Genomic DNA, 23,543 nt, shown 5'->3' with positions numbered 1-23,543 from the left:
AGATTACAATGGCTTACTTATCTATTATCAATCATTTAGAAAACGACTCAAGCATTATCATGAAAAAAAATATTATTCAATCCTCATTAACAATAGGCAAATATTTACCCTTTGCCCTATTACTTTCTCTGACAAGTTGTAAAGACAGCTTTTTGGATGTTCCACCACAAGGACAACAACCTAGCGAGCAGTTTTGGAAAAATGAAGGCGATGCCACCAAAGCCGTCAATGCTATGTATGCCAACCTACGTTCATGGAACAACACAGCTTTTGCTCCAATGGCTGTTGAGAGTATAGCCTCGGACGATACCGAAAAAGGTAGTAGCCCTAGTGATGCCACTTTTTTCAATAAATTTGACACTTTCACTGCTAGTGCTTCTGAAGGACAAATCGGCGATTTCTGGAAAGGACAATACCAGTCTATCAATTACGCCAACCAAGTAATTGATAATATTCCAGCTATTAGCATGGACGAAAATCTTAAAACACGCTATATCGCCGAAGCTAAATTTATTCGTGCTTATTGTTACTTCCGCTTAGTACGTGCATTTGGTGATGTTCCTTTGCGTTTATCGTTGGCTCAGGATGCAGCAGCCTATAACTTACCAAGAAGTCCAAAAGCTGAAGTATGGGCGGCTATCGAAAAAGATTTGAAAGATGCAGCCAGTATTTTGCCTCAAACTTATGGTGCTACCGATATTGGACGTGCTACCAAAGGAGCAGCCCTAGCTTTGAATGCCAAAGTGGCCATGTACCAGAAAAAATGGAGCGAAGTAGTGGCATTGACCAAACAAGTAATGGGAATGGGCTATTCGTTGTTTCCAAACTACGAGCAAATGTTTAGAATTCCTAACGAAAACTGTTCAGAATCTATCTTCGAGATTCAGTGTAAATTGATTCTTGGCAATGCTGCCGCTTCTAACTCACAATACTCGCAAGTACAAGGCGTAAGAGGCTCGCAAGGCGGTGGCTGGGGCTTCCATGTACCTACACAAGACCTCGTTAATGAATTTGAGGAAGGAGACCCTCGCAAAGATGCCACTATTATTTTTAGAGGTGAAATTACCCCTCAAGGCGATGTGATTCCTGCTACTGGCGACAACCCTATGTACAATCAAAAATCGTATGTGCCATTCTCTTTGTTTATTTCGGGCTACAACGAAGGTGCCGACCAAAATATCCGTGTGATTCGCTATGCTGAAGTATTATTGATGAATGCCGAAGCTAATAACGAATTAGGTAATACTGCCGACGCTTTGGCTTCTTTAGAAATGGTACGTGCTAGAGCTCGTCAAGGTAATAATGCTATTTTACCAAAAGTAACTACTACCGACCAAGCCCTATTGCGTAAAGCTATTTACCACGAAAGAAGAGTAGAATTAGCCATGGAATTTGACCGTTTCTTCGACGTAATTCGCCAAGGAAGAGGTGCTGAAGTATTTGGCAAAAAAGGCTTCAAAACTGGCGTAAGTGAAGTTTGGCCTATCCCTCAAAACGAAATCGACTTGAGTGCTGGAGTTTTAAAACAAAATACAGGATACTAAAAGTGATATGTTGTGAGGAGTGAATTATTGAGTTCTCAAAAACTTGGATTGTCCTTATTGGAGTTCCCAAAATCAAGTTTCACTGAAACACTATCACTCACTCACAACTCACTTAATTATAAAGAATTATCCCCCAAAAAGAGCCTTATGAAAATTTTCAAAAATAAATTGTTGGTAGCGGGACTGTTGGGTTCATCGCTATGTTTATCGTCGTGTTACGAAAAGTTTGACGCATCTAGTTATGCTCCAGCCGTATCTATCGGAGGCTTTACGAGTACTACCGAAATTTCGCCTAGCAATCTTGTGGGGTACTGGTCGTTCGACAATAATTATGCTGATGCTGTTTCTAAAACGGCTGGCGAAAATACAGGAACTACCTTTGCCAATGGTATCAAAGGAGCGTCAATCGTAGGCTCTGACAACAAATACGTAGTAAGCAATGTTAGTAATGCAGTTCAAAACCTAACAAGCTTTACCGTAACATCGTGGGTTAATACCAAGAAAAATGACAAAGGAATTGTTGGTTTATTGGACATCGCCAATCCTGATTCTTTCTGGGGAAATTTAACAATTTTCTTGGAAAACGGTGCTACTGATACCAAAGGCTTACTCAAAATCCATGTGAATAACAATGGAAAAGATGCTTGGTTGGGCAATTATGACCTTAACAATTTCTGGAATACTTGGACAAATATTGCGGTTTCTTACGACGAAACAACGTCTACGTTTAAAGTATTTGTGAATGGCAATAAAATTGCTACTCAGGTAGTAGCTGGTTTTGGAGCATTAAAATTCCAGAAACCTACCAAAATGGTTTTTGGAACAGTTCAGTTCCAAACTTCTCCAAGTTTGAATGGTGGAGAAAAACAAAGTTGGGCAAGCTACCTCAATGGGCAGCTCGACGAAGTGAGAATTTATAACAAAGCCCTCAACGAAAACGAAGTCAATGCTTTAGTAAAGCTTGAAGGCCGAGGAAAATAAACCTCCTGAGCAACTAGGTTTTGGATGATTTATTGTAGACATTCATTGCCTAGTTGCTTTATTTTTACGTATTGCTCACACAAAGCTATTCAAACCGACTAAAACCTTCCAAAATACAAAGTTCTGATATTCAGACAAAACCTATGTAGTACATAGTTACCTAAAAATCAGATACAGACTGTTTGGCATAAATTTCAAATACTCAGAAATATCAGTCAACCCGCTTTATCTAACAAGCAAGCTATTCCATTTTATATCATGAAAAAATCCCCCTTCATCAACATACTATGGCTGATTATTTTGCTTTTTTCTTGTAAAAAAGATGAGCCTAATAACCCTATAGTACCCCCAGCACCATCTTCATTTAGTTTTAATACGCTAAAAGTTGATGGTGTTTTTAATGGATTTGACTATAAAAATACCAGTACCTCTCCTATTATCAAATTATCGTTTGCAGCCGTAATTGACAAAAATAGCATTGCCAACGGCATCTCTTTCCGAAATACCAGTGGTTTGACGATTCCATATAGTACCAGTTTTGAACAAAACGACAGTACCCTTGTAATTCAACCAAGCCAACCACTCGACTACCTTACCAAATATACCATAGCCGTTAATAATAGCTTACTTTCTAACAAAGGCGGAAAATTACTTTCAGAATTTAGTATCAGTCTTACTACCAATATTGATATAAAAGACAAATTTACTCGTATTTCAGACGAGCAACTACTCGACAAAGTACAACAACAAACTTTCAAATACTTCTGGGATTTTGGTCATCCTGTTTCGGGGCTTGCCCGTGAGCGTAATACTTCAGGCGACATTGTAACCTCGGGTGGTTCTGGATTTGGTATTATGGCCTTGATTGTTGGTATTGAACGCAATTTCATTTCTCGTCAAGAAGGACTCAGCCGACTCAACACAATGGTAGATTTTCTGCAAAATAAAGCACAACGCTATCATGGGGCATTTCCCCACTGGCTAAATGGAGCAACAGGCCAAACCATTGCTTTTAGTACAAAAGACAATGGTGCCGACCTTGTCGAAACCTCCTACCTAATACAAGGCTTGCTGACTGCTCGGCAATATTTTAACCAAAATACTACCACAGAAAATAACCTACGAAACCGTATCAACCAAATTTGGCAAGATGTAGAATGGGACTGGTTTACCCAAAACAACCAAGAGGTTTTGTACTGGCACTGGTCACCCACTTATAACTGGGACATGAACATGAAAATTGCAGGCTGGAACGAATCCTTAATTACATATCTCTTGGCAGCCGCATCGCCTTCTCATACTATTAGTAAAGCTGTTTATGACAAAGGTTGGGCTAGAAATGGACAAATGGCCAACAATACTAGTTATTATGGCATCAAGCTTCCGCTGGGGCCTACTTTGGGTGGTCCTATGTTTTTTGCACACTATTCTTTTTTAGGAATCAACCCCAACGGCCTGTCTGACCAATATGCCAATTATGGCGAACAAAATAAAGCACATGCCCTTATCAATTATAATTATTGTAAGGCCAATCCTAAGCAATATGCTTTTTATGGCGAAAATTGCTGGGGACTCACAGCCAGCGATAACGAAAATGGCTATGCTGCCCACGAGCCTACCAACGACCTAGGTGTGATTAGTCCAACGGCAGCACTGGCTTCTTTTCCCTACACACCTAACGAATCAATGAAAGCCCTACACTTTTTTTACTATACCCTTGGCGACAAAATCTGGAAAGAATATGGCTTTGTCGATGCCTTCAATATGAATAAACTTTGGTTTGCTAATTCTTTTTTGGCAATAGACCAAGGCCCTATCATTATCATGATTGAAAACCATCGTACCCAACTACTTTGGAAACTTTTTATGTCTGCACCTGAAGTACAAAATGGCCTCTCTAAACTTTCATTTAAAACGATGTAACGTTTTAAATGAAAAGCAAAAATATCTATATTCATACAAAATGCCGTGATTTCGGCAAAAGCACACAAACCGACACCATTAACTTGGGTCGGTTTTTTTTATCATAAAACTATTTAGTAGAAATACGAAATATCGAAAAGTAATTGCAATTTAAAAAATTGATTATCAAGCAATTATTCATACAAAAACTTTAGCTAGACTTGCATTACTATTTATTGTTTCAATTTGATACAATATTTTTTCAAATATAGATAATGTTGCATTTAACAAGTATATATTTGTACTAAAAAACCATTTCTATGAAAAAAATCGCAACCTTGTTACTCAGCTTGCTATCGATGATAGCTACAGCACAACAAATCAAAATGGATAAATTGTTATATGGCGTTGCTTATTACGATGAATATATGCCCTATGACCGTCTGGACAAAGATATTGCTATGATGAAAGCTACAGGTATCAATGTGGTCAGAATAGCTGAGTCGACATGGGGAACAATGGAAACCCAAGAAGGCGTTTTTGACTTTTCGCATATCGACCGTGTACTCGATGCCATGCACAAAGCCCATATCAAAGTAATCGTAGGAACACCCACTTATGCCATACCAACTTGGCTTGTAAAAAAGTATCCAGACATATTGGCTATTACAAAATTGGGACAAAACCAGTATGGTGCTCGTCAAAATATGGATATTGCCAATATACATTTTAGAGAGGCTGCCGAGCGGATGATTCGTAAAATGATGGAGCATATCAAAAACCACCCTGCTATTATTGGCTATCAGGTCGACAACGAAACCAAAGCCTATAATACGGCTGGCCCTAATGTTCAGAAGCTATTTGTAGCGTATTGTCAACAAAAATTCAAAACACTCGATGCCCTCAACAAAGCTTTTGGGCTCGACTATTGGAGCAATCGCATTAATACATGGGATGATTTCCCGTCTACCATCGGCACCATCAACGCCAGTCTGGCGGCAGAGTTTGCCAAATTTCAGCGCAAATTAGTAACTGATTACTTGGCTTGGCAAACGGCCTTAGTTAATGAATACAAACGCCCTGAGCAATTTGTCACCCAAAATTTCGACTTAGAATGGCGAGGGTTCTCGTATGGAATTCAGCCCGATGTTGACCATTTTGCTTCATCAAAGGCTTTGGATATTGCTGGTATTGATATTTATCACCCTACACAAGATGCCCTAACGGGTATTGAAATAGCCTTTGGAGGCGACATAACCCGCTCGATGAAAGCAGGAAAAGGCTATTTGGTACTCGAAACCGAAGCACAGGGTTTTCCTCAATGGGTGCCTTATCCAAACCAATTGCGTTTACAAGCCTTTAGTCATTTGGCCTCAGGAGCCAACATGGTCGAATATTGGCATTGGTATTCTATTCATAATGCCATAGAAACTTACTGGAAAGGTTTGCTGAGCCACGACTTTGAACCCAATCCTACTTATTTAGAAGCCCAAACCATAGGCCGTGATTTTGAAAAACTTAGTCCCAAACTCATCAATCTCAAAAAGCAGAATAAAGTAGCGTTTCTATTTAGTAACGAAGCCCTTACAGCTTTTAATGCCTTTAGTTTTGGCTGGGGAGCTAAAGAAAACTACAACGATATTCTCAGACCAATGTACGATGCACTCTATAAAATGAATGTCGAAGTTGATTTTGTAGACCCTTCTAGTACCAATATCGAGCAATACAAAGTGTTGGTTGTACCCGTTTTATATGCGGCTTCTAATCAGCTATTAGAGCGACTCAATCTGTTTGTGAAAAATGGAGGACATATTGTTTATACCTTTAAAAGTGGGTTTTCCGACGAAAACGTTAAAGTTAGGAGCAGTATACAACCCGGTATTATCAACGAAGCCTGTGGTATTCAGTATAGCCAATTTACTATTCCTCAGCAGGTATCGCTCAATACTACTACATACCAAGTACCCAACGACCAAAAGCAGGTAAATACATGGATGGAGCTTATTACACCCACGACTGCCCAAGTAATGGCATCGTATAATCATCCTGTTTGGGGCAAATACGCCGCTATTACCCAAAATCAATATGGCAAAGGTTTGGCTACTTATATTGGCTGTATGACCAGCCGAGCTATTACCGAAAAAATCTTGGAGGATGTTATAACAAAAGCAGGACTTTGGGGAATCGAACAAAGCTTACATTTTCCCTTAATTATTAAATCTGGACAGAATCAAGAAGGAAAAACGGTTCGATATATTTTTAATTATTCAGGAGAAAAACAAAACATCAAATTTCCATTCAACAAAGCCAAAGACCTTTTGTCGGGAAAAGTACTTATCAAAAATCAGGGTGTCGAGCTAGAGGCATGGCATAGCTTGATTCTGGAAGAAGAATGATTTTTTTGTTAATAGTCTTATAATTTTATAACAAAACAGGTCAAACTGTATTCATCCATCGAGACGATTTTTAACAGTTGCCCTCCAAGAATCACCCAAAACAATTTCTTTAGCCATAAAAACATGACCATTTATAATAGAGACCTCTTGTTTATTGGAAAAAAGGCACACAACTGTTAGGTATTTATTGACTATTAAACAAGGCGGTCGAAAAACTCATTTCGACCGCCTTGTTTGTTCTAAAAATTCGGGATGGCTTATGTTTTTATTGTTCAACACAGAGCTTTAAAGCTCTGTAGATATATTATTCTGGAATAATCTGAATAATACGGCCGGGGTTTTCAACAGAAATATAGATATTGCCATCGGGTCCTTGTTTTACGTTACGAACACGACCGATATTTTCAAACATTTTATGTTCTTTTCCGATTTTATTACCATTCACTTCCAAGCGACTCAAATACTGATATGCCAAGCCCCCTACAAGCAAATTACCTTTCCAAGCCTTAAATTTGTCGCTAGTAATAAAGGCAATTCCACACGTACCAATCGATGGCGTGTATTGATGAATTGGAGCAACAGTACCTTCCAAAATTGGATTTTTGGCAATCGTTTTTCCATCGTAGTTAATCCCATACGAAACCAAAGGCCAGCCATAATTTTTACCTTTTTGAATAATATTTACTTCATCGCCGCCACGAGGGCCATGCTCGGCCTCCCACATTTCTTTGGTAGTAGGATTAAAAATCAAGCCTTGTGGATTGCGATGACCATACGAATAAATAGTACTTGGAGCTGTATTTCCTTCCAAAATTGGGTTATCGCTTGGTACTTGCCCGCTGTCGGTCATACGGTGTACTTTTCCCCAAGCTACTTTGGTATTTTGAGCATTTTTATTGGCCGAGCCTTCGCCTCCATAACTGGTAGAACCACCCTCTCCTACAGATAAATACAAAAAGCCTTTATCGTCAAAATCAATACGACTACCATTGTGTCCGTACCAAGTATTGCTAGCTTCTGTCGTAAAAACAGTTTCAAGGTTGGTCAAGGCATTACCTTGTAGCTTAAAACGAACCAAATTGAGCTGCGTAGCTTTTCCAGCCCCCAAGCTATTGAACGAGGCATAAATCCATCCATTGCTGGCATAGTTGGGGTGTACCCGAATATCTAACAAGCCTCCTTGCCCATCAGAAAAGATGTTGTTCGGTACGCCCGACAACTCTGTTACTTTACCACCACTAAAGCGGTAAATTTTACCTTTTTTCTCTGTAAACAACAAGTCCCCATTGGGTAAAAAATCCATCCCCCAAATAATCTCTTGGTTGGTCAACAAGATATTAGTTTTGATTTTGGGTTCATCGCTGGGTGCTATTACTTCTACAGTAGCTTTGGTGGTATTATCTTGTTTGCACGAAGTTGAGGGCAATACGGCCATCATCGAAAAGCAGGCAAAACCTAAAAAGGTATTTTTCATAATATGAGGATAGTTTAGTAAAAATGGACTGAATATTAATGCGTAAATTCAAACGACGACACTGGCTTACAAATTGAATCTTTTCCCTTGTTGGGGAAATATCAGCTTCAATCCCAGTGGATTATTTTGTTTGAGTTGCTGTATAATTTTTTTCTCGCTACTTAGCGGAGGCTTGATATGTGTTACTATGATATTCAAGCCTTTTACAGCCTCTTTCCCTGCCAAGTCGGCCAATACTTGCATTTCTTGCATCAACCAGTTGGGAGTTAAGTGGCCAAAAAGCAATTTGTCGGGCTGTTCGTTTGGAAAAGATACTTCAATAAAGATACCCTTGAGCTGCTTAGATTGAATCAGTGGGGCTATGTTTTTCCAAAGATTTTGGAGGTTATGCCCTTTTTCCAAAGCATCGGGGCCGGTATCGCCTAAATACAAAGCATAGCTATCTTGACTTTTTACCAAAAATGCTGTACTCTGATAAGGGTGTATATGACTTAATGTAAACGCTTTAACGGTCATTTCAGTATTGGTTACTGGAATTTCTCGTTCGGGAATTAAGGTTTCAAAATGGTATTTTTTCAAGGGAAAACCTACGCCCGAATCGCCAAAGTTGACCCATGTTTTATCATTAAAATAATGATTTTGCATCATAGTCATACAGTCTTGGGTAGCGTAAACAGTCTTGGCCGAATCGCCAGGCGAATTGATAATTAGCCCCGAAACGTGGTCGAGATGAGCATGCGAAATAAAATACCCTTTGATATACTGTCGCAAGGCCTGTGGGGCAGTTATTTTAAAGGTTTTTTGAGCAACAGCTTTTTCGAGGCCTGCGTAAATCGTACCCGCATCTAAGGCGATATATTGTGTAGTACCCGTAGGTGCAAGCAAATACGACGATAAATTACGCTCGTCGGTACCGCCTTTTACTCCCAAAGGCACAACCTCAAAGCTTGGCGTTTGAGCCAGCAATGCCATACTCGACAAGGTAAGGGCAATCGTGTTGATGATTTTCTTTGATAACATAATCATGAATAATAATGTGTACAGATGATTGACAATGAGATGTTGGATAGCGTTGGGCTTATTCTTCTTTTCAATGAAGCCTAATTCTATTTTAATCATATTCCTATACCTCAAGTTCCCCTTCAGGTATAGTATTTGTCATTTTGTACACTTCTAATAATAATACTTTGGTTGCTTTGGGCAACAAAGAGTCTATTTAATAATACCCCAAAAGTACGTCATTTCAAATTCTGACTTACCCTGAATGGCAAATTTTCGCCCAATAACCCAAAACAGCCTAGCAAATGATTTTGAAAGAATACCCAAACGCCCTTTTTCCTATAAAACCATCCTGCAAGCATTGGAAGTATCAAAATAGCTTAGTATTGTATTTTCCACTGAATGTAGAATAGTTTATAAAAACTTTACTCAAAAAACTGTATCTATTGTGTTGATAAACCCAATACCAATTGGCTGTTTATTTTCTTGGCTAAGTCCTTGTTTTTGTTCTAGTTACTTGTATCTTATTCTTGGCAAACGATAAAGTTACGTACCAAAGTACCAAACCATAAGTTATGGGCTGTACAATAGCTTATTTTATACTTTTCCAAGAAATCAAGATTATTCCATTATCTGCTATAAGTTGGAATACTTTTTGTACGAATTCAACTAAAATTCTTTTATTCCTACCTAAGTAAGTATTCATAACGATTTATCAAAGAGTAATTTTTATCATTTATTTTCTATAATTGGTTAAAAATATTTCTCATTCGACACTATTCTGGCAAAAGTTTCTATATTTGACATTAGGATTATTTGCCCTAACTATTATTATGATTTTACTGAATTATTCCAAATCATTTTCCTTATGTTCACAAAATTATTAAACAAGGTTTTGAGCTTGATTGTATTGTTGCGTCATGGTAAACTTACTCCCGATGTAAGGTACTATTACCGCCATACGTATATGTGTAAATTGACCCAAATTCAATACTATTTTAAAGACTATTGGATAAAAAAGCCTTATAAGGAAATTGTATTTGATGGCGAATTTGCTCCAGAATTGGAATTTACCCTTCCATTTGCCTACTGGCATTATAAAAATGGTACATTAAAAAGCACCAAAGGGGCATTGTACACCAAAGAAATGTACTTTTTTTCGCCTAATCATGAAGAAGTTTTTGATGTAAGAACCAACGAAGGGAATTATAATTTTGAGTTGCCTAGGGTTTTGTACAGCCAAGATTATAACATGGACAAATGGCTGAAAGTACCTTTTAAGGAACATTTTAAAAACGATATTTATGTTTTTGAGAAACCTATGCTCATGATTGCCAATCGTTACAACATGGAATGGGGCGGCCCTCCTATTAGCTTTTATAGCATCGAGGACCTCGACTTTATGATTAGCCAACTCAAAAATGACTATAGTATTGTGTATAATCGCCCAAGACCCCAAAATATCACCAACGATACCAGCGATATTTATGAGCTAAACGACTACGAATGGCTTGCTAAAACACATCCAGAAGTAATATTAATGGAAGATTTGTACAAAGAAAATAAAGCTAATGCTCGCAATTACAACCACTTTCAGCTACTGGTTTATGCCAATTGCGAACACTTTATTTCTATTCACGGAGGTACGGCGGCTTTGGCGAGTTGTTTTGAAGGCACTAATATTATTCTCTCAAAAAAAGGCCCCGAGCATCATTTTGGCTGTTTCCAAAAGCTATTCCCGATGTTGTCGGGGGCTACTATTTATCATGCTAAAACCAATGAAGAAGCCCGCAATTTTGTACTTCAACATTACGTAAAAAAGTAATACTATATGGCTAATAACTACTGGCTCAAGTCTGGTTTTCTGAATATTTTACAAAGCCTTACAGGGGTACTATTTGGCTTTGGAGGGTTTTATATGTTGGTAAGGATACTCGACAAAAACCATTTTGGAGCCTGGACGCTCTTCATGACTACCATTTCTATCTTGGAAGTAATGAGAAATGGCCTTACAGGCAATGCCTTGGTCAAGTTTCTTTCGGGAGCAAGCCCCGAAGAACACCCCAAAATTATTACGGCATCGGCTACTATTAGTGCTTCATTAACGGGGCTTTGTGTGATTCTCAATTTTGTTTTTGCTCATCAGCTCAGTATTCTCTGGAAAACACCCGAATTGGAGCTGATGTTTTATGTCCACAATATCACCTTTATTTTGTCGGGAATATTAGCGTTGTTCAATAGTGTAGAACAGGCTCATTTACAATTCAGTGGGGTATTTATGACCTCTTTTATCAGACAGGCTATCTTGTTTGGCTATATTGTGGTATGTTATACACTCAACTACGCCACACCACTCATGTACTTGGTATATGCCCAAATTGCAGGAATTGCCGTAAGTACCATAATGGGCTATATTTATGCTCGTAAACATTTGGTTTATGAGCGAAAACTTTTCCCTGAGTGGATAAAAAAGCTATTTAATTTTGGCAAATATACCTTCGGTACATCGGTAAGCTCTATTTTGTCGGGAACAATCGACCAAATGATGTTGGGGGCAATGCTTTCGCCAGTGGCTTCGGGGGCATTTAATGTAGCTGTCAGAATCACCAATCTTATCGAAATTCCTACAGGGGCGATTGCCAATATAGTATTTCCGCAAAGTGCCAAACGTATAGAAACTCATGGCCTCGATGGCGTACGTTATTTGTATGAAAAGTCGGTTGGAACGATATTGGCCTTGGTTATTCCTGCAATTATTTTTCTCTATGCGTTTTCAGGCTTTATTGTCAATATTATTGCAGGTGGCAAATACGAAGACTCTATTCCACTACTAAAAATCACATTGCTGTATTGTATTTTTGTGCCTTTTGGTCGTCAATTTGGTATTATTATAGATTCTATCGGCAAAACCCGCCTCACTTTTTCGGTGGTATTACTTACGGCCTCAATTAATATCGGAATGAACTATTTTCTTATTGGTTCTCAGGGTGTTATGGGTGCTGCTCATGCCACCTTGTACTCCAATATTATTGGTTTCATTATTGGTCAGTTTATTCTGTATAAAGAACTTAAAGTAAACGTTTTCCATCCGTTTATTTACGCTTTTCGGTTCTATCCCGAATTTTACCAACAACATGTAAAACCTCGAATTTTCAAAAATCGTTAATCAAGTTTTTACAAGTAATAGCAGTTGCGGACGATGTCAAATGTAAAAGCTTTATTCCTCTTTTCTCAAAGAAGAATAAAGCTTTTTTCATCATCAAAAAACCAAATTCAATGTATCAAGTTTAATAAACTCCTCAAAACCAAGCTTGTATAGCATTATACCACCTCATCAAAACACCTGTATGTCAAATACTTACAATGAAGCAATCAAAGTATCACTAGCCTTTTTCTATCACAAATTATCGAATACTTTTGTCTTGTTTGTTAAGCTGGCTAATTAGCAACTGGTGAGGTAAAATAGTACAGGCTACCAACAAATATAAAATTGGAATAGGGTTCATACTTTTGGCATAACTTGCCCAAAAATAGGCATATCCCAAAGTCAAAAATACAGCTACTAATGTAAGAGGCATAATATGCAACCACAGTTGAAAGGCTGTCAGAATACTTCTTCCCTGAGGCAAAAAATAACGATGAGCATCGGAAAAAGCATTGACCGCATGCCAACCTCCAAAATATAAGCCTATGGCAGGTAATAGTGGCAACCATGCCGAAATTACCAAAATAGAAATTAAGAATACTACTTTCTTCAACTCCAATGGCATCTCAAACTTCCACTGTACTAACAACAACAACAAAGTAAGCATAACCCCCAAAGTTGTAATAATGGTATTGCTATAGGCATTGAGCAATAGCCATATTTGCATCATAAAGTAGTCTTGTTTAGTAATGCTTGCCCATAATATACTTGCTTGTGAGCCATGCAATAAAAACAGCCACGAAACAATAAACAACCCATAAACAAACCGTGTCCAAGTCCACAAAATATTGTTGGCAGGAACATTTTTCAGGTCGGATTCACCAATATGCCATGCTGTTAGCAACAAAAACAATATAATACTCAGTGTCGGAACAAAATACCATAAGGTACTTAGCAAAGCAATCGAAATAATATATCTTATATAAAATAGTATCTTATTAAAAGGTTTTCCTGCACGTCGCTGATGCTCTTGCTCTAGCCAGATGTCCATAACACGATGCGGAATGCCTATAAAAAATACAAACCCAAATGCAAAAAAAATCTGTATCCAAACAGTCAATTCTCCTTTTATTTCCTGAAAAATCAATAAAATGATTCCCAAAACAATTGTTACAATCATAGGATTGTAAGCAATACCTTTCAACAATTTAGTCACTTCTAGTTCTGTTTCAAATGTAATGATTACTATTTTTCTTTGGCAAAGGTACAACTTGATATGAGAGTACAAAATAATTAATGATACCTAAATAAAACATATATTGTACCTCAACATACAACGCCCTAAACGATTTGGCCTTTTGTTACTCATCAAATGGAAATTTGTCTTGCTTTTCCAGACAAATTTCCATTTCTTTACATCAAATAAACTTTTATAGTCATGGCAAGAGACGACATTTCGAGCATTTACCAAAAGTATGCTCCTCAAATAAAAAATAATACAGCCATTGTACTAAGTGCTCGCAATGGCCTGAATGCCAATGCCTTTTACGATATTTTCATATTGTCTGGTTTCAAAAAAGAACAATTGGCCGAGCTTTTTCATACCTCTACCAAAACGATACAACGCTACACTCAGTCAAATGCCAATCTTGATGTTGTAAGTAGCGAGCATGCCCTTAAACTGATCGCCCTTTACCAAAAAGGTACTGAAATTTTTGGCAATATTGAGGCTTTCCGCAATTGGGTTAATAAGCCTGCTTATGGATTAGGCTGGCAAATACCTTACGACTTGATGCAAACTTCTGGAGGTATCGAACTTATCATGGAAGAATTAATTAGAATCGAATACGGAGATTTAGCCTAGTTACGCATGCAAGTTTATCGAATTACATTGGCCCAATGGGCCGATAGCCTGTACGCTTCGGGCAATGCTGCCCGCTGGAATAGCAAAGGACAACTTGTGATTTATACGGCTTCGAGTAGGGCTTTGGCTTGCCTCGAAAACGTTGTGCATCGTTCTGGCGAAGGGCTTCAGCAAGTATTTAAAGTAATGCTTATCGACGTTCCCGAATCGTTGGGTATTCTAGAAATTAGCCCCGAAGAACTCCCTCTTGGCTGGAACAAAAGCACAATGGATGGCTACGAAATATGCCAACACATTGGTAATGAATGGCTTAATCAAAATCAATTTCCTTTATTGAAAGTACCCTCGGCTATTATTCCTAAAGAATACAATTTTCTTATTAATGTTCGTCACCCCGACTTCAGGCATATTACTTTACTCGGACAAGAAGATTTTGAGTTTGACAATCGAATCAAGTAATATTTTTTTCCCCATTCTCTTGCTTTTTTCTCCTAGGCATTTTTACTTTGTGCCATATTTAACCAAATGGTTAAACTATTTGATAAAAATGATAGCAGAAATTAGCACAGAGGAGAAGATTCTAATAGCAGCCAAAAAAATATTCTTAAAAAAAGGTTGGGACGGAGCACGAATGCAAGACATTGCAGACGAAGCTGGTATCAATAAAGCTTTACTTCATTATTATTTCAGAAATAAAGAGAAACTTTTCACCAATGTATTCTCAGGATTTATTGGCAAACTTGTACCCAATATCAATAAAATCATTGATTCCGAGGCTCACTTGTTTCAAAAAATCGAGGCAATTATAGAAGCTTATATCAACTTTTTAATGGAAAATCCTGAGATACCACTATTTGTTGCCAACGAGTTATCGAAAAACCCAGATTTGATCATAGGTGTAATCCAAAAAAATGGAGAAGTTCCTTTATTCAAAAGTCTGGCTTTGGAAATTATGCAGGCCATTGAAAAGGGCGAAATTAGGCCAATAACGCCTATTCACCTGCTTATCAATATTGTTTCGATGTGCGTGTTTCCGTTTATAGGAAAACCCATTATCCAAAATATATTGGTAGATATTCCAGATGCCTTGTTTCAGGAATTACTCCTACAACGTAAAAAAGAAGTTTACCAAACTATCATACTTTCATTGACCAATACAAGTGGCCTTAATAAATAAGTAACTTACTATTAATCAATTGCTTGCTTAATTATTTAGGCTTGCTAAATTTTTACCCAAAAATTAACCAAATAGTTAAATCAAATAGTTAAAAAAATGAGAAAAGTCATTTTATTTCTAATACTTGTTCATAGTTGGCAAATATATGGGCAACAAAACTATACATTGGAAGAATGCTATCGGCTAGCCAAACAAAATTATCCTTTAGCTCGGCAAAGAGGGTATCTCAACAGCATTCTAACCAAGCAACTCCACAACCTCCAAACCAACAAAAAACCTCAGGTTGAGCTGATAGGTCAGGCCACCTACCAGTCGGATGTAACGAGTATTCCCATCAAACTACCCAATAGTGAGATTCAGCAAATAGCCAAAGACCAATACAAGCTATATGCCGAAATCAAACAGAATATCTTTGATGGTGGAATAACAGAAGCCCAAAAAGCAGTACAAATAGCCAATACAAAAGTAGATGAACAAAAAATTGAAGTAGAGCTCGACAAGCTCAAAGAACGCATTAACCAACTCTATTTCAGTATTTTACTCGCTAAAAATCAATGGAAAATCACACAAGATATTCAGAATGAGTTACAAGCTAAAATTAGTAAAGTACAAGCGGGAATTCAGAATGGTGTAAGTATTACCAGCACGCTGAACACTTTACAGGTGGAATTGTTGAAAACCGAGCAAAAAGTTATCGAAATTCTTGCTGCCGAAAAATCGGCACGTGAGTCGCTAGGACTATTACTAAATCAAGACATGGCCAATGCTCAGTTACAAAGCCCCATTTATCCACAAGCTTCGTCCGAATCGGTTTTTAAACGCCCTGAATTAACCTTATTTTCATTGCAAAAAGAGGCTATCGACCAACAAAATTTACAATTAAAGGCCAAGTATTTGCCCAAAGTTGGGCTTTTCCTACAAACAGGCTTGGGGCGGCCAGCCCTTAATTTTTTAGACAATAGTTTTACAGGCTATTACCTTGGCGGGCTTCGTGTAAACTGGTCGTTAAGTGGATTTTATACACACAAAAACGAAAAAGCTATCTTGTCTATATCACAGCAAAGTATTGATATTCAGAAAGATATATTCTTACTTAACAATAACATAGCCCTAAAACAAGCTACTAGCGAAATCGAAAAGCTAACAAGTATTATTCAAAAAGATAAACAAATGATAGCTTTAAGAGAGAAAATCAAGCAAACATCGAGTATCCAGCTTGATAACGGAACAATTACAGCAAGTGATTTTATCAGCGACCTTACTGCCGAAAATCAAGCCAAAGAAAATAAACTCTTGCACGAAATTCAGCTATTACTTGCCAAAACCAACTATCAAACCATTTTGGGTCAGTAACATAAAAACCAACGACATCATCATGAAAAAGCATATTATTGTCATTTCTTTTGCTTGTAGCCTTATTTCCTGTCAAAAAAACACAGACCAATCTGACGCATCGGGTACTTTTGAGGCCAACGAAACCATTATTTCTTCGGAAATAGGCGGTAAAATCCTGACACTCAATATCAATGAAGGCGATACACTAGCAGCAGGACAAAAAGTGGGTCAAATCGATATGCTCAATTTGACTATTCAGAAAGAACAAATCGAGTCAAGTATTGAGAGTTTGCCCCAAAAATTTAACGACCCAACGGCCCCAATAAAAGTATTAGAAAACCAAATAGACGTACAAAAGGAACAGTTACGTATTTTGGAGAAAGAACACAGAAGAATCACCAACCTTGTTAAGTCGGAAGCTGCCCCTAGCAAGCAACTCGATGATATAGAAGGACAAATAGCACTAGTAAAAAAACAAATACAGGTATTGTCGAGCCAAATTACGGCTCAAAAAACCCAAGTTGCTTTACAAAATAGAGGCATCAATAGCGAAAAAGCTCCTTTAGAAAAAAGAGTGGCACAACTCAACGACCAAATCAGTCGTGCCAACATTGTAAATCCTATCAAAGGAACGGTTTTGACCAAATACGCCGAAACCTACGAGGTAACTGCACCGGGTAAGGCACTATACAAAATTGCAGATTTATCAACCCTAACACTGCGTGCCTATCTGAGTGGCTCGCAATTGCCCAAGGTAAAGCTCAACCAAACCGTAAAAGTTTTGGTAGACAATGGCACTGACAGCTTCAAGGAACTAACAGGGCAAATTTACTGGATTGCTGATAAGGCCGAATTTACCCCAAAAACCATCCAAACCAAAGAAGAACGGGCCAATTTGGTATATGCCGTAAAAATCAGGGTAAAAAACGATGGTTATCTCAAATTGGGTATGTATGGCGAAATAAAGCTATAATTTCAACCTTCAAATCCAACGCAAATGCAAGCAATTGTAGCTCAAAATATACACAAGTCATTTGAAAAAGGAACAGTAACGGCACTATCCGATATTTCTTTTCAAGTAGAACAAGGCGAATTATTTGGCTTGATTGGCCCCGATGGTGCTGGCAAAACCACCCTTTTCCGCATATTAACCACCCTTCTTCTAGCCGAAAAAGGAAGTGCTACGGTCGATGGCTTTGATGTCAAAAATGATTTTAAGGCCATTCGCCAACGAGTAGGTTATATGCCAGGACGTTTTTCGTTATACCAAGATTTGAGCGTAGAAGAAAACTTGGATTTTTTTGCGAAAGTATTTGGCACAACTATTCAAGAAAACTATTATTTAATCAAGGATATTTACCAACAAATAGAACCTTTCAAAACCCGAAAAGCAGGCAAACTCTCGGGGGGTATGAAACAAAAGCTAGCTTTATGTTGTGCTTTAATTCATAAACCAACAGTACTTTTTTTGGACGAACCCACTACTGGTGTTGACCCTGTGTCGAGAAAGGAATTTTGGGGAATGCTCAAAAACCTCAAACAAGAAGGTATTACCATTGTGGTGTCGACTCCCTACATGGACGAAGCCACCCTGTGCGACCGTGTGGCACTGATTCAAAAAGGACAAATCCTTGATATTGATTCACCAGAGCATATTATTCGGAAGTTTCCCAAAAAACTTTGGGCAATTAAAAGCCAAAATATGTATCAATTATTACTGGATTTACGAGCATTTCCATCAACGCACTCATGTTTTAGCTTTGGCGAAAGTCATCATTTAACCTTGCAAAACAACCAAGCCGATATGAAAGCCTTATTGGAATATCTGGGAGAAAAGGATTGCTTGGCTCTTCAAATTACCGAAGTTGAGCCTACTATTGAAGACTGTTTTATGGCCATGATGTAGCCCAAATACCCAACAGCAATGAAACCAATCAACAAGGATATTGTAATTCAAACCCGAAATCTGACCAAACGATTTGGTGATTTTACGGCAACAGACGCTATTACTTTTGAGGTATACCGAGGTGAAATATTTGGATTTTTGGGAGCGAACGGTGCAGGCAAAACCACCGCCATGAAAATCCTTATTGGTATTTCAAAACCAACTGCTGGCGAAGCTTCTATTGCAGGTTTTGATGTATATACCCAAACCGAGGATATTAAAAGAAATATCGGCTATATGTCCCAAAAATTTTCGCTATATGAAGACCTCACTATTCGAGAAAATATCCGCTTTTTTGGCGGTATTTATGGCCTCAACAGAAAAGATTTGAAAGTAAAAAGCGAAGCTTTAATTCAAAAATTAGGGCTAGAAGAAGAAGCTGACAAGCTAGTAGCTTCATTACCACTTGGGTGGCGACAAAAGCTTTCGTTTTCGATTGCCATACTCCACGAACCCAAAATTGTATTTCTTGACGAACCTACTGGCGGGGTCGACCCTATTACTCGTCGCCAGTTTTGGGATATGATTTATGAAGCAGCCAACCGTGGCGTTACGATTTTTGTTACAACTCACTACATGGACGAAGCTGAGTATTGCAACAGGGTATCTATTATGGTTGATGGTAAAATAGAAGCTCTTGATACACCTAGCAATCTTAAAAAACAATTTAATGCTCATTCTATGGACGAGGTATTTCATCAGTTGGCACGAAAAGCCCAAAGAGGTGAATAATAGATAGAAGTACTGAACAAGCTGTATTGACAAATAACTGTTTTTCAATATATTATATAGTAATTTCTCAAGCTAATTTAGTATTCTTACTTGCCAAAAACTATTCATACAATGCCTAATAATTTTGCAATAAAACACAATACGTATGGTATGGAATCCCAAATTATTCTTTTGAAACCCTACGATATATCTAAAGATAGACTCGCTCAGCTAATGGCTGGGCTTGGAAAGTTTGCCGAAATTCAATGTTGGACAATAGATTGGGAAGATATTGACCATGTAATCAGAATTGTTGCCCTTCCCCACAACCCCCTATTATGCCTTCAGATTATCGAGCAGTTACAAAGTCTTGATATTATTTGTGAGCTATATACCGATTAGGATTTCAACATAAATCTGTCAAAAAATGAAGTTATTCATCGCCTTTATTACAAAGGAATTCAAACATATCTTACGTGACAAACGTACTTTGCTGATTTTGTTTGGTATGCCAATTGTCCAAATTATTTTATTTGGCTTTGCCCTTACCAACGAAGTGAAGGATTCTCGTGTGGTAATTCTAGACCAAGCGAAGGATGATTATTCTCAAAAAATTATCCAAAGAATTGAAGCTAGTCGGTATTTTGATATTGAACAAAACATAACCAATACCAAAGATATTCACGAAGCCTTCAAAACTGGGAAAATCAGGCTAGCCATTGTTTTTCCAGAACACTTTAAAGAAACACTACTCCACACCAATCAGGCAAGTATTCAGCTTATTGCTGATGCTTCCGACCCCAACACAGCCAATACCGTAAGTAATTATGCAAGTGCCATTATTCGAGATTTTCAGGACGAACTATTAGCCCAAAATCCGCTCCCCTACACTATCAAGCCCGAAATACGTATGTTGTACAACCCCCAATTGAAAGGGGCATACACTTTTGTTCCGGGTGTAATGGCCATGATTTTGTTATTGATCTCGGCTATGATGACATCTATTGCTATTGTCCGTGAAAAAGAACTTGGCACTATGGAAATCCTGTTGGTATCGCCTGTACCACCATTAATGGTCATTATTACCAAGGCCGTTCCTTATGTTTTCTTGTCATGTATCAATGTCACCACTATTTTGTTACTCAGTGTATTTCTACTAGATGTACCCATACAAGGAAGTTTGGTATTGCTTTTAGGCGAAAGTTTGCTATTTATTTTTGCTTCGTTGGCACTGGGTCTTTTTATTTCTACCATCACCGACTCACAACAAGTAGCCATGTTGGTGTCGTTGATGATACTCATGCTGCCAACGCTCATTTTTAGTGGCTTTATGTTTCCTATCGAAAATATGCCTTTACCCATGCAGATAATCTCGAATTTTATTCCTTCAAAATGGTATTTCTTTATTGTTCGAGATGTCATGATTAAAGGACTCGATTTTAAAAGTATTTTGAAAGAAACTTTCATTTTATTAGCCATGACCTGTGTGTTTTTGGGAATAGCCCTAAAAAACTATAAAATCAGGTTAGAATAAATACAATACTCCATGAAAACTCTCTATTTTTTGTTAGAAAAAGAATTTCGACAAATTTTCCGAAATGGCTCTATCCTTCGGATTATCTTTGTCATGCCTATTATGCAGTTGATTGTATTGCCATTGGCGGCCGATTATGAAGTAAAAAATGTCAATTTTACGGTAGTCGACCACAACCATTCGCCTTACTCTAGGCTGATGATTACTAAAATCGTAGGTTCGGGTTATTTCAAATTAGTCAACTATGCCGATTCGTATTCCAAAGCAATGAAAACGATTGAAGACAATTCGGCTGATTTGATTTTAGAAATACCTCCTCATTTTGAGAAAAACCTTATCAAGGAAAATTCTGCCCAATTACTTTTGGCGGTCAATGCCGTCAATGGCATGAAGGGCAATCTTGGCGGTTCGTATATGGCAAGTATCCTTCGTGATTTCAATCAGGATATTCGCCTAGACTGGATTACCCTGCCTCGATTCAATAACGCCCCATTGATAGATATAAGAACAAGCAATTGGTACAACCCAACCATGAACTACAAGCTATTTATGGTACCAGGTATTCTTGTAATTCTGGTAACTATGGTAGGTTCTTTTCTATCGGCATTGAATATTGTTAAAGAAAAAGAAGTGGGTACTATCGAACAAATCAATGTAACGCCTATCAAAAAACATCATTTTATTTTAGGCAAACTCATTCCTTTTTGGTTATTGGGCTTGTTCGTAACCGCCATTGGCTTAGTGATTAGCCGCCTTGTATTTGGTATTATTCCTGTGGGAAGTTTGGTTTTGATATTCTTTTTCACGGCTATATACCTATTGGCGGTATTGGGTATTGGGTTACTGGTTTCCAACTTTTCGGATACCCAACAGCAAGCCATGTTTATTTCGTTTTTCCTGATTATGGTATTTGTGCTTATGGGAGGCTTATATACCTCTATAGATGGTATGCCCCAGTGGGCTAAAATCATCACAAAATTCAATCCTGTAGCCTATTTTATCGAAGTGATGCGATTGGTGGTTATCAAAGGGTCGGGCTTAAAAGAAATAAAGGAGCATCTTTTGGCTATTATGGGCTTTGCTACAGTATTTAATGGGCTGGCAATTTGGACCTATCGAAAACAGGTATAATGACCAGTATTTTGGGAATATTTAAGTAAAATATAGTAATAATAGACTTAATTAAAGAGCCTTTCTTCAAAAATGGACAAAACATTATATTGCTGTGTTATGATAATACATCCAATAATAAATTTGTTCCATTAAAAGTATGAAGATTTTAAAACTCTCTTTAAGCACTCAGGATCTCGAAGCAACCAAAACGTTTTACCATACCATTTTAGGGTTGCCTATTGTAACAGAAAATAGCGATTATATTGCATTTCGGGCAGGAATTACCACAATAGGTTTTCAGCTATCGCCATTTCTCGACAATACGCCTGTGTATCATTTTGCCTTTAATATTCACCCCAACCAACTTGAACAAGCTTTTGATTGGGTGGCTGCTCGGATGCCTCTGATTGAAATTACCCCTAACCAAAAAGTTTCTAATTTTGCCACTTGGCATGCAAAATCGTTTTATTTTTATGACAATAATCAAAATATCGTTGAGTTTATTGCTAGGTTTGATTTAGCCCCAAGTCATGAAAATGAGTTTTCTGGCAATCAGGTAATAGCTGTAAGCGAAGTAGGCTTTGCCGTCGACAATGTAAAGGCCACTACAACAAGCCTTATTACAAATTATCGCCTTAATTATTTTGCTAAACAAGCTCCCCTACCCGATTTTGCAGCTTTGGGCAATGATGAAGGTTTATTGATTTTTGCCCAAACAGGACGAAATTGGTTTCCAACATCAACACCAGCAACAGAACAATGGACAGAGGTTGTAGTTGAGGTAGAAAATCAGGTTTTTTCTATCAAATACGACGCAGCATTTAGTGTTGAAAAAAGTTTTTATAATGGGGCTATTTAAGTGGCGTCCTGATATACTATGAAACCAATTATTGAGACCGAACGGTTTATTATCCGTGAAATACTCCCTATAGATGCCGAGGGGATGTTCTTACTCGACTCCGACCCCGAAGTGGTAAAGTATGTTGGGCATCCGCCATTAAGCAACATTCAGCAAAGTGTCGATGTAATAGCATTTATCCGAAAACAATATCAAACCAACGGAATAGGACGCTGGGCGGTAATACTCAAAGCTGATAATACTTTTGTTGGCTGGGCAGGCTTAAAACTGGTAACAGAAAGCACCAATCACCATATCAATTATTATGATTTGGGCTATCGCTTTCAACAAGCTCACTGGGGCAAGGGCTATGCCACTGAGGTATGTAGGGCTATTATTGATTATGCTTTTCAGCAAATGCAACTCCACGAAATATTTGCGATTACTGATGTAGACAATGCCGCTTCACGACATATTCTTGAAAAATTGGGCTTTCAATTCAAAGAGATTTTCAGCTTTGACGACAGCCCAACCACTTGGTATCACTTAACCTCCTCAACAGGCCAATAGGCTTTTGAGGAGGCT

At 38.0% G+C, this 23,543-nt stretch carries 21 protein-coding genes; 18 read left to right on the top strand and 3 right to left on the bottom strand.

Annotated elements, in window-relative coordinates; all coding sequences use genetic code 11:
* Nucleotides 1-8: 8 nt before the first annotated feature.
* From FLEMA_RS0109395 to FLEMA_RS0109380, 4 genes are all read left to right on the top strand, one after another.
* Nucleotides 9-1,544: a RagB/SusD family nutrient uptake outer membrane protein gene (locus FLEMA_RS0109395; protein WP_081681291.1), complete on the top strand. Its 1,536-nt coding sequence runs from the start codon at nt 9-11 to the stop codon at nt 1,542-1,544.
* Nucleotides 1,545-1,691: 147 nt separating this feature from the next.
* Complete coding sequence (locus FLEMA_RS0109390) at nt 1,692-2,525, top strand: LamG domain-containing protein (protein ID WP_026995251.1); 834 nt, start codon at nt 1,692-1,694, stop codon at nt 2,523-2,525.
* Between the two features lie 258 nt (nt 2,526-2,783).
* Entirely contained in the window at nt 2,784-4,448 is a 1,665-nt protein-coding gene (locus tag FLEMA_RS0109385) for a glucoamylase family protein (RefSeq protein ID WP_044171176.1), read from the top strand.
* Between the two features lie 299 nt (nt 4,449-4,747).
* Entirely contained in the window at nt 4,748-6,823 is a 2,076-nt protein-coding gene (locus tag FLEMA_RS0109380; protein ID WP_218918527.1) for a beta-galactosidase, read from the top strand.
* A 304-nt stretch (nt 6,824-7,127) separates the two neighbouring features.
* Here FLEMA_RS0109380 and FLEMA_RS0109375 read toward each other — a convergent pair whose 3' ends face one another.
* Both FLEMA_RS0109375 and FLEMA_RS0109370 read right to left on the bottom strand, forming a co-directional pair.
* On the bottom strand, nt 7,128-8,297 hold the full coding sequence (locus tag FLEMA_RS0109375; RefSeq protein WP_026995248.1) for a PQQ-dependent sugar dehydrogenase: 1,170 nt from the start codon (nt 8,295-8,297) through the stop codon (nt 7,128-7,130).
* A 66-nt stretch (nt 8,298-8,363) separates the two neighbouring features.
* Complete coding sequence (locus FLEMA_RS0109370) at nt 8,364-9,416, bottom strand: MBL fold metallo-hydrolase (protein WP_229359397.1); 1,053 nt, start codon at nt 9,414-9,416, stop codon at nt 8,364-8,366.
* A 748-nt stretch (nt 9,417-10,164) separates the two neighbouring features.
* On the opposite strand from FLEMA_RS0109370, the gene FLEMA_RS0109360 reads away from it, so the two are divergent.
* A complete protein-coding gene (locus FLEMA_RS0109360; protein ID WP_026995246.1) occupies nt 10,165-11,121 on the top strand; it encodes a hypothetical protein in 957 nt (318 codons plus the stop codon).
* 6 nt (nt 11,122-11,127) lie between these two features.
* Nucleotides 11,128-12,462, top strand: coding sequence for a flippase (locus tag FLEMA_RS0109355; protein WP_026995245.1), 1,335 nt, complete (start codon nt 11,128-11,130; stop codon nt 12,460-12,462).
* 238 nt (nt 12,463-12,700) lie between these two features.
* Here the strand turns inward: FLEMA_RS0109355 and FLEMA_RS0109350 are convergent, their stop codons facing one another.
* Nucleotides 12,701-13,657, bottom strand: a complete 957-nt coding sequence (locus tag FLEMA_RS0109350; RefSeq protein ID WP_144080072.1) for a Brp/Blh family beta-carotene 15,15'-dioxygenase — start codon at nt 13,655-13,657, stop codon at nt 12,701-12,703.
* Nucleotides 13,658-13,879: 222 nt separating this feature from the next.
* On the opposite strand from FLEMA_RS0109350, the gene FLEMA_RS0109345 reads away from it, so the two are divergent.
* The 12 genes from FLEMA_RS0109345 to FLEMA_RS0109290 all read left to right on the top strand — a co-directional run bounded on the left by FLEMA_RS0109345 (nt 13,880) and on the right by FLEMA_RS0109290 (nt 23,528).
* The gene (locus FLEMA_RS0109345) at nt 13,880-14,305 is read left to right on the top strand and encodes an Xre family toxin-antitoxin system antitoxin (RefSeq protein ID WP_044171174.1); all 426 of its coding nucleotides are present in this window, start codon (nt 13,880-13,882) and stop codon (nt 14,303-14,305) included.
* Nucleotides 14,306-14,311: 6 nt separating this feature from the next.
* Nucleotides 14,312-14,764 carry an RES family NAD+ phosphorylase gene (locus FLEMA_RS0109340; RefSeq protein ID WP_026995242.1) on the top strand — a complete coding sequence of 151 codons (453 nt, stop codon included), beginning with the start codon at nt 14,312-14,314 and terminating at the stop codon, nt 14,762-14,764.
* Nucleotides 14,765-14,852: 88 nt separating this feature from the next.
* A complete protein-coding gene (locus FLEMA_RS0109335) occupies nt 14,853-15,482 on the top strand; it encodes a TetR/AcrR family transcriptional regulator (RefSeq protein WP_026995241.1) in 630 nt (209 codons plus the stop codon).
* A gap of 96 nt (nt 15,483-15,578) precedes the next feature.
* Complete coding sequence (locus FLEMA_RS0109330) at nt 15,579-16,835, top strand: TolC family protein (RefSeq protein ID WP_044171172.1); 1,257 nt, start codon at nt 15,579-15,581, stop codon at nt 16,833-16,835.
* 22 nt (nt 16,836-16,857) lie between these two features.
* Nucleotides 16,858-17,790: an HlyD family secretion protein gene (locus FLEMA_RS0109325; protein ID WP_026995239.1), complete on the top strand. Its 933-nt coding sequence runs from the start codon at nt 16,858-16,860 to the stop codon at nt 17,788-17,790.
* A 24-nt stretch (nt 17,791-17,814) separates the two neighbouring features.
* Complete coding sequence (locus FLEMA_RS0109320; protein ID WP_026995238.1) at nt 17,815-18,723, top strand: ABC transporter ATP-binding protein; 909 nt, start codon at nt 17,815-17,817, stop codon at nt 18,721-18,723.
* A gap of 18 nt (nt 18,724-18,741) precedes the next feature.
* Complete coding sequence (locus FLEMA_RS0109315) at nt 18,742-19,494, top strand: ABC transporter ATP-binding protein (RefSeq protein WP_026995237.1); 753 nt, start codon at nt 18,742-18,744, stop codon at nt 19,492-19,494.
* A 150-nt stretch (nt 19,495-19,644) separates the two neighbouring features.
* Complete coding sequence (locus tag FLEMA_RS0109310; RefSeq protein WP_144080071.1) at nt 19,645-19,875, top strand: hypothetical protein; 231 nt, start codon at nt 19,645-19,647, stop codon at nt 19,873-19,875.
* A 25-nt stretch (nt 19,876-19,900) separates the two neighbouring features.
* Entirely contained in the window at nt 19,901-21,007 is a 1,107-nt protein-coding gene (locus FLEMA_RS0109305) for an ABC transporter permease (RefSeq protein WP_026995235.1), read from the top strand.
* Between the two features lie 12 nt (nt 21,008-21,019).
* On the top strand, nt 21,020-22,138 hold the full coding sequence (locus FLEMA_RS0109300) for an ABC transporter permease (protein WP_026995234.1): 1,119 nt from the start codon (nt 21,020-21,022) through the stop codon (nt 22,136-22,138).
* Between the two features lie 139 nt (nt 22,139-22,277).
* Entirely contained in the window at nt 22,278-22,979 is a 702-nt protein-coding gene (locus FLEMA_RS68060; RefSeq protein ID WP_044171171.1) for a VOC family protein, read from the top strand.
* Between the two features lie 18 nt (nt 22,980-22,997).
* A complete protein-coding gene (locus FLEMA_RS0109290) occupies nt 22,998-23,528 on the top strand; it encodes a GNAT family N-acetyltransferase (protein ID WP_026995233.1) in 531 nt (176 codons plus the stop codon).
* The last annotated feature ends 15 nt before the right edge of the window (nt 23,529-23,543 follow it).

Origin of the sequence: Flectobacillus major DSM 103 (assembly GCF_000427405.1) — a bacterium.
GTDB classification, from domain to species: Bacteria; Bacteroidota; Bacteroidia; order Cytophagales; family Spirosomataceae; genus Flectobacillus; species Flectobacillus major.
Note: the sequence above shows the minus strand (reverse complement) of the source record. Positions and strands in the feature narration are given on the sequence as shown.

Bases quoted from the DNA above. Each gene is read 5' to 3' on its own strand.
- FLEMA_RS0109395 (WP_081681291.1), top strand. From the start codon at position 9: ATGGCTTACTTATCTATTATCAATCATTTAGAAAACGACTCAAGCATT.
- FLEMA_RS0109390 (WP_026995251.1), top strand. From the start codon at position 1,692: ATGAAAATTTTCAAAAATAAATTGTTGGTAGCGGGACTGTTGGGTTCA.
- FLEMA_RS0109385 (WP_044171176.1), top strand. From the start codon at position 2,784: ATGAAAAAATCCCCCTTCATCAACATACTATGGCTGATTATTTTGCTT.
- FLEMA_RS0109380 (WP_218918527.1), top strand. From the start codon at position 4,748: ATGAAAAAAATCGCAACCTTGTTACTCAGCTTGCTATCGATGATAGCT.
- FLEMA_RS0109375 (WP_026995248.1), bottom strand. From the start codon at position 8,297: ATGAAAAATACCTTTTTAGGTTTTGCCTGCTTTTCGATGATGGCCGTA.
- FLEMA_RS0109370 (WP_229359397.1), bottom strand. From the start codon at position 9,416: ATGATTAAAATAGAATTAGGCTTCATTGAAAAGAAGAATAAGCCCAAC.
- FLEMA_RS0109360 (WP_026995246.1), top strand. From the start codon at position 10,165: ATGTTCACAAAATTATTAAACAAGGTTTTGAGCTTGATTGTATTGTTG.
- FLEMA_RS0109355 (WP_026995245.1), top strand. From the start codon at position 11,128: ATGGCTAATAACTACTGGCTCAAGTCTGGTTTTCTGAATATTTTACAA.
- FLEMA_RS0109345 (WP_044171174.1), top strand. From the start codon at position 13,880: ATGGCAAGAGACGACATTTCGAGCATTTACCAAAAGTATGCTCCTCAA.
- FLEMA_RS0109340 (WP_026995242.1), top strand. From the start codon at position 14,312: ATGCAAGTTTATCGAATTACATTGGCCCAATGGGCCGATAGCCTGTAC.
- FLEMA_RS0109335 (WP_026995241.1), top strand. From the start codon at position 14,853: ATGATAGCAGAAATTAGCACAGAGGAGAAGATTCTAATAGCAGCCAAA.
- FLEMA_RS0109330 (WP_044171172.1), top strand. From the start codon at position 15,579: ATGAGAAAAGTCATTTTATTTCTAATACTTGTTCATAGTTGGCAAATA.
- FLEMA_RS0109325 (WP_026995239.1), top strand. From the start codon at position 16,858: ATGAAAAAGCATATTATTGTCATTTCTTTTGCTTGTAGCCTTATTTCC.
- FLEMA_RS0109320 (WP_026995238.1), top strand. From the start codon at position 17,815: ATGCAAGCAATTGTAGCTCAAAATATACACAAGTCATTTGAAAAAGGA.
- FLEMA_RS0109315 (WP_026995237.1), top strand. From the start codon at position 18,742: ATGAAACCAATCAACAAGGATATTGTAATTCAAACCCGAAATCTGACC.
- FLEMA_RS0109310 (WP_144080071.1), top strand. From the start codon at position 19,645: ATGGAATCCCAAATTATTCTTTTGAAACCCTACGATATATCTAAAGAT.
- FLEMA_RS0109305 (WP_026995235.1), top strand. From the start codon at position 19,901: ATGAAGTTATTCATCGCCTTTATTACAAAGGAATTCAAACATATCTTA.
- FLEMA_RS0109300 (WP_026995234.1), top strand. From the start codon at position 21,020: ATGAAAACTCTCTATTTTTTGTTAGAAAAAGAATTTCGACAAATTTTC.
- FLEMA_RS68060 (WP_044171171.1), top strand. From the start codon at position 22,278: ATGAAGATTTTAAAACTCTCTTTAAGCACTCAGGATCTCGAAGCAACC.
- FLEMA_RS0109290 (WP_026995233.1), top strand. From the start codon at position 22,998: ATGAAACCAATTATTGAGACCGAACGGTTTATTATCCGTGAAATACTC.